Origin of the sequence: Algoriphagus kandeliae, from assembly GCF_004571135.1 — a bacterium.
In the GTDB taxonomy this organism is placed as follows: Bacteria; Bacteroidota; Bacteroidia; order Cytophagales; family Cyclobacteriaceae; genus Algoriphagus; species Algoriphagus kandeliae.
Map to the genome: position 1 here is coordinate 590,669 of NZ_SPSB01000003.1, position 13,740 is coordinate 604,408.

At 40.7% G+C, this 13,740-nt stretch carries 9 protein-coding genes; all 9 read left to right on the forward strand.

Going from position 1 to position 13,740, the window contains the following annotated elements:
• Nucleotides 1-4 precede the first annotated feature (4 nt).
• The gene (locus E4S40_RS11130) at nt 5-3,145 is read left to right on the forward strand and encodes a WD40/YVTN/BNR-like repeat-containing protein (RefSeq protein ID WP_135074014.1); all 3,141 of its coding nucleotides are present in this window, start codon (nt 5-7) and stop codon (nt 3,143-3,145) included.
• Nucleotides 3,142-4,113: a glycosyltransferase 61 family protein gene (locus tag E4S40_RS11135; protein ID WP_135074015.1), complete on the forward strand. Its 972-nt coding sequence runs from the start codon at nt 3,142-3,144 to the stop codon at nt 4,111-4,113. Before E4S40_RS11130 ends, E4S40_RS11135 begins: the two co-directional genes overlap by 4 nt.
• Nucleotides 4,076-5,347: an NDP-hexose 2,3-dehydratase family protein gene (locus E4S40_RS11140; protein ID WP_135074017.1), complete on the forward strand. Its 1,272-nt coding sequence runs from the start codon at nt 4,076-4,078 to the stop codon at nt 5,345-5,347. Before E4S40_RS11135 ends, E4S40_RS11140 begins: the two co-directional genes overlap by 38 nt.
• A 107-nt stretch (nt 5,348-5,454) precedes the next feature.
• Nucleotides 5,455-6,555, forward strand: a complete 1,101-nt coding sequence (gene glf, locus E4S40_RS11145; RefSeq protein ID WP_135074019.1) for a UDP-galactopyranose mutase — start codon at nt 5,455-5,457, stop codon at nt 6,553-6,555.
• A 9-nt stretch (nt 6,556-6,564) separates the two neighbouring features.
• Complete coding sequence (locus E4S40_RS11150) at nt 6,565-7,599, forward strand: hypothetical protein (RefSeq protein ID WP_135074021.1); 1,035 nt, start codon at nt 6,565-6,567, stop codon at nt 7,597-7,599.
• 478 nt (nt 7,600-8,077) lie between these two features.
• The gene (locus tag E4S40_RS11155; RefSeq protein ID WP_135074023.1) at nt 8,078-8,641 is read left to right on the forward strand and encodes a TetR/AcrR family transcriptional regulator; all 564 of its coding nucleotides are present in this window, start codon (nt 8,078-8,080) and stop codon (nt 8,639-8,641) included.
• Nucleotides 8,642-8,796: 155 nt separating this feature from the next.
• Nucleotides 8,797-11,175 carry an arylsulfatase gene (locus E4S40_RS11160; RefSeq protein WP_135074025.1) on the forward strand — a complete coding sequence of 793 codons (2,379 nt, stop codon included), beginning with the start codon at nt 8,797-8,799 and terminating at the stop codon, nt 11,173-11,175.
• A 517-nt stretch (nt 11,176-11,692) separates the two neighbouring features.
• A complete protein-coding gene (locus tag E4S40_RS11165; protein WP_135074027.1) occupies nt 11,693-12,580 on the forward strand; it encodes a sugar phosphate isomerase/epimerase family protein in 888 nt (295 codons plus the stop codon).
• A complete protein-coding gene (locus tag E4S40_RS11170) occupies nt 12,577-13,740 on the forward strand; it encodes a mandelate racemase/muconate lactonizing enzyme family protein (RefSeq protein WP_135074029.1) in 1,164 nt (387 codons plus the stop codon). Before E4S40_RS11165 ends, E4S40_RS11170 begins: the two co-directional genes overlap by 4 nt.

Here is a 13,740-nt window from a genome sequence, read left to right on the forward strand (position 1 = left end):
AATCATGAAGAAAAGTATCTTTTTGTTCCTGCTCCTTCTCACTTTTGAAGCAGTAGGCCAAGTCAATTTTGACCAAAATCTCCCCATCAAATACCGAAATATCGGCCCCTATCGAGGTGGTCGTTCTGTAACAGCTACCGGAGTGGTGGGCGATCCTCTCACCTACTACTTTGGCACCACAGGAGGAGGACTCTGGAAAACCAGCGATGCCGGACAGCATTGGGAAAATATTTCGGATGGCTTTTTCACCACAGGATCGGTAGGTGCCGTCGCAGTCTCCGAAAGCAATCCCAATATCGTCTATGTAGGAATGGGCGAGCATGCACCAAGAGGCGTGATGACTTCCTATGGAGACGGAGTCTATAAATCTACTGACGCAGGAAAAACCTGGAAAAAACTCGGCCTGGAAAAAACAGAACACATTTCAAGAATTCAGATTCACCCATCGAATCCAGACATTGTCTATGTTGCAGCGCAAGGAGCTTTAAACGCTCCCAATCCCGATCGAGGAGTCTTTAAATCTACCGATGGAGGCGATACCTGGGAAAAGGTTCTTTATGTAGATGACAAAACCGGGGCCGTGGAGCTTTCTATGGACATGAATACTCCTGAAGTACTTTATGCGGCCATGTGGGAGCATCAGCGTTTGCCTTGGCAGGTGAAGTCAGGCGGTCCGGGTTCGGGTATGTACAAGTCCACAGATTCTGGGGAAACCTGGAAGAAAATAGAAAATGGTCTTCCTAAGGAAAAGGGGAAAATGGCCGTTTCCGTTTCCCGCGCCAACCCAAATAAGGTTTATGCTTTGGTGGAAAGCGATACCTATAAAGACCTAGGCGGTTTGTTTGTATCGAATAACGCAGGAGAAAGCTGGACCTTAGTCAACAAGGATAATCGATTGACTCAGCGCGCTTGGTATTACATAGAAGTTTTTGCCGATCCGAATGATGAGAATACCGTTTGGGTGCAAAGCGCGCCAATGCTGAAGTCATTTGACGGAGGAAAAACCTTTGAAGCCATAGACGGAGCACATGGAGACTACCACGATCTTTGGATCAACCCCAATAACTCCAAAAATATGATTTTGGCAGATGATGGAGGCGGTTCCATCACTTTCAATGGGGGAGAAACCTGGTCCACTCAAAATAATATGCCTACGGCGCAGTTTTATCGAATCAATACAGACAACCATTTCCCTTACCGAATTTATGGAGGGCAACAGGACAATACTTCCGTGGTCATTTCCAGCATGGCTTTGGGCCGAGGAGGAATCGGAGAAGAGCATTGGAATTACTCCGCAGGTGGAGAATCTGCCTTCCTAGCCTTTGATCCGGACGACCCAAGATATGTTTTAGGCGGAAGCTATCAGGGAACGATTGAGGTCTTGGACATGCAGACCCAAGGTTCGACCAATATAATGGCCGCCCCTATTCAATACCTCGGAATGAGCGCTAAGGACATGAAATATCGCTTCAACTGGAACGCTCCGATTATTTGGTCTCAGCATGAGCCGAACACTTTTTATCATGGAGCCCAAGTGTTGCTGAAAACTCAGGATTGGGGACAAACTTGGACAGAAGTATCACCCGATCTGACTCGAAATGAAAAGGAAAAGCAGGGAACTCCGGGTGTACCCTTTACCAATGAAGCTGTAGGCGCTGAAAACTATGGGACTTTAGCCTATGTAATCGAAAGCCCACATGAGGCTGGAGTGATTTGGACTGGAAGCGATGACGGTCTGGTTCACCTAACTCAAGACAATGGAGCCACCTGGACCAATGTCACACCGAAAGGCATGCAGGAAACTTTGGTGAATGCGATTGAAGTATCCCCTCATGATCCGGCTACGGCCTATATCGCCACGACCCGCTACAAACTCAACGACTATACCCCTGCTCTTTACAAAACGACCGACTACGGAAAGACTTGGACCAATATTTCTAAAGGAATACCTTATGGAGCATTTACTCGGGTAGTTCGGGAAGATACCGAAAAAGAGGGACTGCTTTATGCAGGCACCGAACAGGGAATGTATATCTCCCGAGATGGAGGAGCCAATTGGGAATCCTTCCAATTGAACCTACCCATCACCCCGATCACCGACTTGAAAGTGGCCCATGATGATTTGATTGTGGCGACTTCGGGAAGATCTTTTTGGATTTTGGACGAACTGAATGTTGTGCGGGAAGTAAAAGCGGAGGTAGATCAAATCACTCTCTATACGCCTGAAGATGCCCTTTTGGCAAATTGGTATTCCAGCATGAATGGGGGGAATTTGGATGATTTTAAAGGAACTCACCCATTCCAAGGATTAAACCCAGCAAATGGCATGGTGATTCACTATTCCCTTCCAGAATCGGTAACAGATTCTACCGAACTGACTTTGGAGATTCTGGATGCTCAGGGGAATTTGGTGAGAAAAATCTCTTCAAAAAGAGACCCTGAAGCCAAAACTTGGGCGGGTGGTCCTCCAATGGAACCGATCATTTCCAACCGAAAAGGATTGAATCGTTTTGTATGGGATTTGCGCTATCCGACCATGCCGGGAATTCCGGGCGCTTACATCGAATCCAGTTATCGAGGTCATAAGGCCATTCCCGGAACCTACACGGTTCGCCTAAGTGGCATGGGTGTAAGTTCGGAGTCGAAAGCCAAAATCAAAGATCTTCCTGATTACAACTTAAGTCCTTCAGATTATCAAGCCTATCATGCTTGGATGAGTCAATTAGAGGCTGAAGTAACTACCATGCACACTATGGTCAATACTGCCAAGGATTATCAGGACCAATTGGCTGAGCTTATTGGGAAAATTGGTGACAAAGAAGAATATAAGGCTTTGAAAGAGGCTGGAGATAAATTACTATCTGAATTAAAATCCTGGGACGAGAATATGATCCAACGAAGATCTACCGCGTACGACGACGTGGAAAACTTCCCGAATAAGTTTACCGCTAACTTCCTCTTTATGCTGAATCATGGCGAAAGCAGCATCCCGAAAATCAATGAAGGCACCAAAGCTGAATATGCTCGTCTGATGGAAGAGTGGAAACCGCTTAAGGATGAAGGCGAACGCTTGATTCAAACAGCAATTCCTTCCTTTAACCAAATGGCACAGGAAGCAGGAGTTGGAGTATTGTTTGTGGAATGAAAGACATCAAGATAATAGCCGACTCCAAAAAGGGGGGTGATTTAGGAAATTATTGGCATTATATGCTGGGATTTTTTCTACCATTTTTGGTTTGGTTTGATAAAAACAAAGACCAATTAAAGGGGAAAAAACTGATTATAGATAGTTGTAACCCAATGACTGATAGCATCCTTGAAGAATACCTGAAGGAAAGCCAGATCCCTTATGAAATGAGGCAACTATCAATAAAGAAATTAGAGCTATCAAAAAGATACTGGAAATCCTATCGGAAAAAAATAAAAAGACGCCTTATGAAACTTGAAGTAAAGCTCAGAGGGACCGAGGCTTCAGTATTCACATTCCACAGATTTGTCGAAAAAGAAGATGCTATCACCATTCCCAGGTGGGATGTATATTTAGAATTCTTTGATAGTTTCCCAAAAATATATGAACAACTAATTAATGAGATAAGAAAGAAATTGATTGATTGGGCAAATTCACCAAGTGAAACAAGCTATGAACCCTATACTTTGATATTGAAAAGATCAGCCCCGCCCACTACTGCTATTGGAAGAGCTTCAGTTGAAAAAAGATGGCTAAAGGGCTATGGATCTGAGCGAAGACAACTCAGAGGTATTGATAGCTTAAATAATGATCTAGGTAAAAGAGGCCATAACTCCTTGATTTTTGAGCCAGGAGCGCATAATTTGAAAGAACAAATAAGGGTGCATAATCACTCAAAAGCATTAATTGCTATCAGAGGAGCAGACTTATTCAATATGTTTTGGATGCCAAAAAACTCAACAGTTATTATGCAACTGAGTAGTGGACTCATGAACAAAGGTGCCCAATCCATTTTAGCAAAATACTGTGGTCATCAATTCTATGAAATCCCTCATAATGGTCAAGTATCCCCAATTTTAACTTTTGATAAAATAGAAAAGATCTTAGATGAAAACTCCTCAACAAAAGCACATAACCTATGCTGATTCAAAAGGAACTTTACTGGATTTTTTAAATGAAACTAAAAAAAAATCTGAGTTCTTATTAAAAGAAATCGAATTTAAATCTCAAAATCAATGGGATTTTTCAGATGGTGCATTATCACACACTTCTAAAGGGTTCTTCCAAGTAATCGGTGTGGAAAATTTAGCTGACCGGAGCGATCAAAAACTAATGCTGTACCAGCCTCAGAGTGCATTGACAGGTTTGATCATTGCGCGACAACATAATGAACTTTATGTTTTACTTCAGGCACGTGTAGAACCCGGAAATACTGGAGTGATTCAATTTGGTCCCACTATTCAAAGTACGCCAGCAAACTACTTAAGATTACACGGAGGAAAAGCGACAGCATACATAGAATACTTTACAAGTTTTGTACCTGGGTGCAATCTTATCACCCACTCTATGCAGCATGACCTTGGTTCAAAATATTTCCAAAAAAGTAAAACCCATCACTACCTGTTTACAGAAGATTTTATTGAAACCCAAGAGAATATGATCTGGGCTTCCCTTCGAGCAATAAAAGGAGTCTTGGAAGAAAATAATTTTTTAAATGCAGATCTTCGTTCACTTCTAGCAGTTTTTGACTGGGACGGCTTTTTGATGGAGCATAGAATGAATAGTAATGAAATGAAAATAGATCCCCCAAAGAATAGCTCATTAGGGACTTATAAAATGATTCCTCTGGATCAATTAAATAATTGGAGGAAGTCTGAATCAGGCATAACTCCAAAAAAACCATCGCTTCCCGCTATTGGCTTTTTTCATTTTTCTGCAACAAATAGAGAGGTGAAAGCGTGGTCCCAGCCTTTATATAAAATTCAGAATCAGGGCTTAGTCCAATTAGCTTATAGAAATACCGGAGAAAAAATCGAGTTTCTAATAAAAAGAGATCATGAATGGGGAATTTCAACGGATTTTGCTTTATATCCATCGTATATGAATAGCCCAGAAAACCCAAATTCTGATAAACCTATTACGAATGGAAGGTTGAAAAGAAGAATAATTCAATGTGATGAAGGGGGGAGATTTTTTCAAAATGATAGTGAGTACCAATTGATTGAAATCGATGATTTCGATTTAACACCTGGGTTTACTTGGGCCAATAGTGACACCTTGACATTCTACTTAAAACAATCAAACTATTGTAGTTTTCAACTGCGATGTGCAGCATCTATAGCCCTTGATATTTTACAGCCTAAGGCTTTTGGGGGTTAATTTTTTTGGGAATCAATTATTACAAATCTCAAATATGCCTAAGCAAAAGGCATTTGATTGTAGGGGAATAAGTTTCTATCATCCAATATTTTATTTTTATTCTAACAATGGAACAATGGAAATATGATTACTTAATTGTTGGTGCTGGATTATATGGGTCTGTATTTGCCTGTGAGGCTACAAGAAGAGGTAAAAAATGCCTAGTCATTGACAAGCGGTCTCATATTGGAGGAAATATTTACACTACAAATATTGAAGGAATTAATGTCCATAAATATGGAGCCCATATTTTTCATACCAACAACCGAATGGTTTGGGATTATGTTAATTCTTTCGTGAAATTCAATAATTTCACAAACTCCCCATTGGCCAATTATAAAGGCAATCTCTACAATCTCCCCTTTAACATGCACACCTTCGAACAGCTCTGGGGGGTAAAAACAGAAAAAGAAGCCAAAGAAAAAATCGAAGAACAAAGGTTTCAGTTCAGACACATTACAAACCCAAAAAACCTTGAAGAACAAGCCTTAACCTCGTTAGGAAAAGATATCTATGAAAAGCTGATCAAAGGATATTCTGAGAAGCAATGGGGACGACCTGCAAAAGAAATTCCTGCGTTTATCATTCGTAGATTACCAATTCGATTCACATATAACAACAACTATTTCAATGACGTCTTTCAAGGAATCCCTATTGGAGGCTACACAAGACTTATCAAAAGACTTTTAGATGGGATTGAAGTTAAAATCAATTGTAATTATTTTGAGCATAAAGCTGAATTGGACCAACTAGCTCTTAAAATTGTTTACACAGGAAAAATTGATGAATATTTCGACTATCAATTTGGAAAATTAGAATATAGAAGCCTTCACTTTGAGCATGAGGTTTTAGAGTTTGAAAATTTTCAAGGTAATGCTGTAGTGAATTACACCGACAAAGAAGTCCCATTTACTCGAATTCTAGAACATAAATATTTTGAATTTGGAACTCAGAAAAATACAATTATAACCCGGGAGTTCCCACATGAATTTTCTAAGGAAAAGGAGCCTTACTATCCTATTAATGATGATCGGAATCAAAGACTATTAGCCAAATATCAAAACTTAGCTAAATCTTTAAAATCAATTCATTTTGGGGGAAGACTAGCCGAATACAAATACTATGACATGCATCAAATTATAGAAAAAGCCATGAATGAAACTTTTTAATTGTTGGTAATGAATTTTAAACTGACCCAAACTTCCAAAATTTACCTAGTTTGTCCTGCCAATCACGCAACAGGAGGAACTGAGGTCATTCATCAACTTGCCAATAAACTTACAAGCCTAGGGTTTTCAAATACAAAGATTTATTATTTAAATCAAACCCATACCAACCCTGTCCATGAAAACTTTTTAAAATACAATACTCACCACACTAACTACATCGTTGACCGCGGAGAAAATTTACTGATTGTGCCAGAAATCTACACCGATTTCCTATATAGATACCACAGGATTCAAAAATCGATTTGGTGGTTGAGTGTTGATAATTACCTCATAAAAAGAAAGTTAAATTTTAGCTTTTTTCATTTGGTGAAAAAATCAATTAGGAATAGAAAGGTCTTTCTTCCAAAGAAAATATTCACTTTCCAATCCAAAGACTCAGGTAAAATCCTTCACCTTTATCAATCAGAATACGCAAAGTCTTTTTTAGTTAAAAATAACATTTCTATTCAAAAGAAAGCACTTTCTGATTATCTGAATACTGTTTTTATAAATGAGAGTTTAAAATACTCTTTCAAAAAAGATAATATCCTCTATAATCCCTCAAAAGGATTTGAATTCACCAAAAAGATCATTTCTAAGCGGCCGGACTTGAATTGGTTCCCAATTCAAAATATGAGACCACAAGAAGTCCAAGATATACTTTCGATAAGTAAAATCTACATTGATTTTGGGCACCATCCAGGAAAAGACCGACTTCCTAGAGAAGCTGCATTATCAGGCTGTTGCATTATCACTGGAAAAAAGGGAGCTGCTGCAAATAAGAATGATATTTCAATCCCTGAAGAATATAAATTTGATGAAAAAACAGTCTCTTTGGCATCAATTATTTCTAAAATTGAAGACTGTCTCCAAAATTATTCTTTGAGAGTTAAAGACTTTACTGAATACTGCGAGAATATTAAAAAAGAAGAGCAAGTTTTTGAGGAATCTGTACGTAAGATTTTCTTAAGTGAGGACTTCCATTCTCAGGATCAGAATCAATAGAATACTGAGAAATCAGATTTTTAAATAATTTCCTAAATATTGAACTCTTAAAAATTGTTAGGAAGGATTCCGAATTTTTAATCTTACTAACTTGATTTTTTTAAAAATGCAGGAATCTAGTTAGTGCATTTATACTCATAAACAAAAGACTATTTCAACGGAATCTCTGCCTGAGTGTAGTTTGATTGTTTGGCTAAGCGTGGGAGTATTGTTTCTGAAGTGAGTTTAAACCGATTGCAAATCGGTGAGGATACTCGGGACGTAGTTTCAAACTACCCCTAGTCAAAATAAAGTCTTGACTACTCCTGGATGGGGTGTTATTTGTGAAGTGATTATTCACTAATCTGAAGCTGTAAATTTCAATAGCCCACGGTTGAAACCGTGGGTCTTTTTTTGTAGAAATATTCATTTCTTTTCTATAAAATCAAGGTATTTTAGTTGATTTTCAGTTAATTGAATTTCGGTTCAACAGTTAAAAATGACCCAAGGAGCAAAAGATAAATGGATTGAAGCAGCCTATTCTGAATTTGCCTTATCAGGTCCCGAATTCAGCTTAAATGCGCTAGCAGAAAAGAGCAAATTGCCTAGAGCCTCGCTCTATTATCACTTTGATTCCAAAGAAGCACTAGGAGAAGAACTGCTGATTTTTCATCAGAAAAAAATCAATAGCTATCTATCAGAACTGAAAAAGGAGGTCAAAGACATCGTTCCTGATCTTTATAAAGTGATGTATGCAAACAAAGAAGGAATTCTTTTCCATCGACAATTGCTCCTACACAGAGACCAAGACGAGTTTTTAGACATCTATAAAAAAGGGAATAATGAAGCCCTAACCATACTTCTGCCACATATCAAGCAATTGTTCAGAACTACCGGTTCGGATGAAGATTTAATCCAATTTTACCACACGCTCACGGATACTTGGTATATCCGTGTCAACCCAAATGATTTCAACGTAGAAAATATGATTTCCGTGGCTATGGAAATCATGGAAAATACGCTTGGCCTTTTTTCAGGATTAATCATACAGAAAACCCGCTAAGCTTAGGGTTTCATTAGCTAGAAATAAGTTCGCTTCTTCCAAAAAACTCTTTAGAATCTAGACAATGCTGTCCAAAATTTTTTAGCGACTCTTAGTATTTTGTGATTTAAGCAGCTTCACGTATATACTTTTAACAACAAGTAAAAGCCCTCTCTATGAAAAAGCTAAATTTCATTACACTTGGATTTTTTTTCCTAATTGCCAGTTGCCAGGCTCCTGAAAAATCTTCAGACGAAAATGCGATTCCTTATCAAAAGGAAGAATGGAAAGGAGTCCAGGGAAAAACGCTGGCAGATTCTAAACCTTATTTCATAGGACCTCCGAAAGCACCGGAAGGCGCGCCCAATGTGTTGATAATTTTACTGGATGATGCTGGCTATTCCAATGCTTCTTCTTTTGGAGGGGTGATGCAAACTCCTACTTTTGACCGAATTGGAGATGAAGGCATCCGTTATACTCATTTTTCAGTGGCCGCTGTCTGTTCGCCGAGCCGTGGTTCCATTTTGACCGGGTATAATATCCATCAGATCGGAACGGGGATTATTTCTGAGTTTGCTACCGGCTATCCAGGCTATAATTCACAGATTGATTACACCACTCCTTCCATCGCAAAAATACTTACCGAAAACGGCTATGCCACTGCGGCATTTGGAAAGTGGCATAATACACCTATGGAAGAGGCTTCACCGGCGGGTCCATTTGAAAGTTGGCCGACAGGAATGTGGGGGTTTGAGTATTTCTGGGGATTTCTGGGAGGGGAAACCAATCAATTTCATCCCCTACTCTATGAAAATACAACTGCCATTGAAACACCAAAAACCAATGCAGACGGCTCTACATTCCACCTTTCTCATGGCATGGCTGATCAAGCCATCAAATGGCTGGACAATTGGAAAGGCTTGAGAGAAAATCCATTCTTTATGTACTATGCCCCCGGAGCTGTGCATGCACCGATACAAGTTCCCGAAGAGTGGCGTGACAAATACAAGGGCAAATTCGATGAAGGTTGGCATGTCTACCAACAGGAATTATTAGAAAGACAGAAGAAACTAGGCTTGGTTCCCGAAAATGCCCAGTTGGTGGAATGGCCGGAGGTTATTCCCGAATGGGATTCATTTAGTGATGAGGGGAAGAAATATTTATCCCGACAAATGGAGGTAAATGCCGCCTTTATGGAACATGTAGACCATCATATTGGCAGAGTGATTAACAGACTGGAAGAAATGGGTGAACTGGACAATACCTTGGTGATTTATCTGACTGCGGATAATGGGGTAACAGCTGAGGGAACACCTACCGGAACCTTTTCTGAGTTATTATTTCAAAATGGATTTCCTCCATTAACGATGGAACAACAATTGGAAAAATTGGAAGAGTTTGGAGGAATTGAAGAATGGGGCGGACCACATCTGGCTAATCATTATTCGGTTGGTTGGTCTTATGCTTCCTCTACCCCATTCCAATGGACCAAGCAAATAGCATCTCATTTTGGAGGAACTATTGCCGCAACTGCGATTCGGTATCCAAAGGCTATTAAGGCCAAAGGTGAATGGCGAAGACAATTCCAAAATATTACTGATATCGTCCCCACCATATTGGAAGTGACCGGAGTACCAACACCTGACTATGTAAATGGGCAGAAAAGGATAGAATACCCTGGCAAATCCCTGACTTATGCTTGGAATGATCCTGATGCCAAAACCAATCATCCCACCCAATATTTTGAAATGACCGGCTTCATGGGGCTTTATCATGAGGGTTGGACAATTTCCGGAAAACCCTATCGGGTACCTTGGTCGGTAGACCCGGAAGCTCTCAAGAATTTTGATCCTCTGAATACCGAATGGGAATTGTATAACATCAATGAAGACCCTATCCAATCGGTAAACTTGGCTGATCAATACCCTGAAAAGGTTAAAGAGTTAGAGGAATTATTCTGGAAAGAGGCCGAAAAGTACGATGTCTATCCCATCGGTGGGTCAATGGGTAGAGCTCTTCAACCTGAATCCAACCCGCAGCGGGCAGCAAAAAAATACTGGGAACTCACCCCAAATGTGTATCGGGTTCCAGAACTTGCAGGCCCTGAAATCAAATCTACTAATTACGAAATCAATGCATACCTCACTGCTACCAAACAAACTGAAGGGGTAATCTATGCAGTCGGGGAAAGACTAGGTGGTCAGGCGCTATTCATCAAAGACGGTAAGCTGAGGTATAGTTACTCCACCTTGGGACTATATTGGCATGACTTTAATGGAAATGTGCCAATTCCGGAAGGCGAGGTCAAAATCACTCTAAAACACACCATGAAGGAAGCTCGACTGAATGGGCCTTCACTGGTAGAATTCTTTATTAATGATCAAAAGGTAGGTGAAATGGATATTATTGCCACGGTCTATGCGGCCTTCACCGGTCACGAAACTTTTGATATCGGGCGAGACGAAGGTCTTCCTGTGAATGAAGAATATGAGCACTTAGGGAAATTTCCTTTCTCAAATGGGAAGCTCCATAAAGTGGTTTTTGAGATTGAATAAAAATCGAGGCTTTTGCAGACAGGTTTTAAAAATTAGGATTTTGGATTTCCGCTGACCCTCCTGCAAACCCTTAAATTCAAAAACATCCCCTGAGTTCCTTTTTGGGCTTTCTTTTCTTCTTTTTTTGAGCTTTTTACCATATCGACACCCCTGATTTAGGTCAAATTGTGGATTTCTTTATACAATTCGAGGGTCTAGGATTTGAAATTTTCAATACTAAAAATGATCACTATTGAGGGATTCTCCCAAGGAAAGAGCTAGCTAATCGCTTCTTTCCCAGTGTTCCTTCGCTATGGGAAAAGGAGTAGCGTGAAGCTTTATTTTCCAACCGGAAAATCAGAGAAGTTCTGGGATTCAAAGAGAGGCAAAATTATGTGAAGGGGAATAGTTAACCCTTAATTATCCCATATAAATATTTCGCCTTTGATCTGAAAATAGAGTTCTCAAAGTAGCCTCGGGCCCCTTTTTCAAAATTTTCAACTAACTTAAAGCTGAACAACAATAAACCTATTGATTTATGCGATTAGCCATTCATAATTGGATGCGGGCGGAAACGCTGGAGAGTACTTTGAAGCGAATTTCAGCGCTCGGATATACCCATTTAGAAATACAGGGCGCCCCCGAAATGTATGATACACAAGAGGTGAAAGAGCTGCTTGAAAAATACGGAATCCAATGTTGGGGTTCGGTCACCCTCATGCTTGAAGAACGAAACCTCTTAGCTAAGGACCCTGATCAGCGCAAACGCTCCGTACAATATGTTTTAGACCTTGCTCAAATGGTCAAGGATTTGGGAGGAAAAGTGATTTCCTTGGTGCCCGCTACCGTAGGTAAAATCATCCCGGACGCACGCCCTGAAGAGGAATGGGAATGGGCTGTAGAAGGAGTCAAACAAGTATATGAATTTACCGAAGCCAATGGTCTTCGAATCGGGATCGAACCAATCAATCGATTTGAAACCTACTTCATCAATCGAGGTGATCAAGCATTGGCTTTGGCTGAAGCTGTAGGCCCGAATTGCGGGGTATGTTTGGATACTTTCCACATGAATATTGAAGAAGTGGACATGTTTGCAACTATGAAGCGAATGGGTTCCAGATTGGTGAATTTCCATGTTGCTGACAACAACCGTATGGCTCCAGGAATGGGTAAACTAGACTGGAAACGGATCATGAGTACCTTGGCTGAAATTGGCTATGATGAAACGCTTTCAGTTGAATTCTGTCCTCCTATAGATCGTACCCCAGCCAACCCTTATCCAAATTCTATCGATGAAGCACCGGAAGGATTGAGCGAGGAGCAGTTGAAGTTTTTACAAGATCATGGAAGTACAGCCATTACAGAGGATTTTTATTCCATGCTTACTCAGCGATCAGCAGACCTTTTAAAGCCTTACCTATCATGAAGATCGTCAACATAGAGGCTTATTGGTTGCGCTGTCCTATTCCCAAGGAAAAGCAACATCGCTCCGATTATGGACTGTTGACCAATTTCGACATGACTTTGGTTGTGGTTACCACCGATACAGGCTTGCAAGGCTTTGGAGAGGCAAAAGCAGCTGTAGGTTCTTCAGGTTCCTGCGCCAGCATCGTGAGTTGTATTGAGCATGAACTCAAACCTGCTCTTATTGGTCAGGATGCAGGAGAAATTAATCGAATTTGGGAGATCGTTTACAATGGAACAAGAGACCATTATGCCCTTTCCAGAGGCCGTAAATTCCCGATTTTAGGAAGAAGAGGATTGACTATTTCAGCTTTGAGTGGAATCGATACTGCCTTATGGGATATCAAAGGAAAATCCTTGGGTGCCCCGATTGTGGATCTTTTAGGAGGAAGCTGTCGCGATAAAATGCCAGCCTATGCAAGTGGGGGATGGGCCAATACCGAAGCCATAGGAGAACAATTATTGGGCTATACCGAAAAAGGATTTTCCGGAGTCAAGATGCGTGTCGGGGTAATGGATGAAAGTGTGGGAGAAAGCATCAAACGAGTGAAAGCTGCCCGGGAAGCACTCCCTGATCATATCAAATTGATGACGGATGCTCATGGCACCTTCAGCGTTCCAGAGGCCAAACAGTTTTGTAGAGGGGTTGCAGATTGTAATCTGTATTGGTTTGAAGAACCTATCAGCCCGGATAATAAAATAGGAACTGCGGAAGTTCGGGCTAGCACCCATATTCCTATTGCTGCAGGGGAAAGTGAATACACCGCCTTCGATGTAAGGGACCTGATTGGTGAGAAAGCCTTGGATGTGATTCAGCCTGATTGCGCCATCATAGGTGGAATTACAGAAGCGATGCGTGTTGCTCAATTGGCTCATACCTATCAATTGGAACTAGCACCTCACTGTTGGGGATCTGCTTTTTCCTTCATGGCAGGGGCTTCCGTTGCCTTTGCTTCCCCTTCAGCCAATGTCATTGAATTTTCCTTGGGAGGAAATCCGATGATGTATGATTTAGTGAAGGAAAAAATCAGTGTCGACCAGGATGGCATGCTGGCAAAACCGGATAAACCCGGATTGGGATTGACCCCCAATTGGGATTTTGTAAACGAATTCAAACAATAA

Bases quoted from the DNA above. Each gene is read 5' to 3' on its own strand.
- E4S40_RS11135 (WP_135074015.1), top strand. From the start codon at position 3,142: ATGAAAGACATCAAGATAATAGCCGACTCCAAAAAGGGGGGTGATTTA.
- E4S40_RS11140 (WP_135074017.1), top strand. From the start codon at position 4,076: ATGAAAACTCCTCAACAAAAGCACATAACCTATGCTGATTCAAAAGGA.
- E4S40_RS11170 (WP_135074029.1), top strand. From the start codon at position 12,577: ATGAAGATCGTCAACATAGAGGCTTATTGGTTGCGCTGTCCTATTCCC.
- E4S40_RS11155 (WP_135074023.1), top strand. From the start codon at position 8,078: ATGACCCAAGGAGCAAAAGATAAATGGATTGAAGCAGCCTATTCTGAA.
- E4S40_RS11160 (WP_135074025.1), top strand. From the start codon at position 8,797: ATGAAAAAGCTAAATTTCATTACACTTGGATTTTTTTTCCTAATTGCC.
- E4S40_RS11165 (WP_135074027.1), top strand. From the start codon at position 11,693: ATGCGATTAGCCATTCATAATTGGATGCGGGCGGAAACGCTGGAGAGT.
- glf (WP_135074019.1), top strand. From the start codon at position 5,455: ATGGAACAATGGAAATATGATTACTTAATTGTTGGTGCTGGATTATAT.
- E4S40_RS11150 (WP_135074021.1), top strand. From the start codon at position 6,565: ATGAATTTTAAACTGACCCAAACTTCCAAAATTTACCTAGTTTGTCCT.
- E4S40_RS11130 (WP_135074014.1), top strand. From the start codon at position 5: ATGAAGAAAAGTATCTTTTTGTTCCTGCTCCTTCTCACTTTTGAAGCA.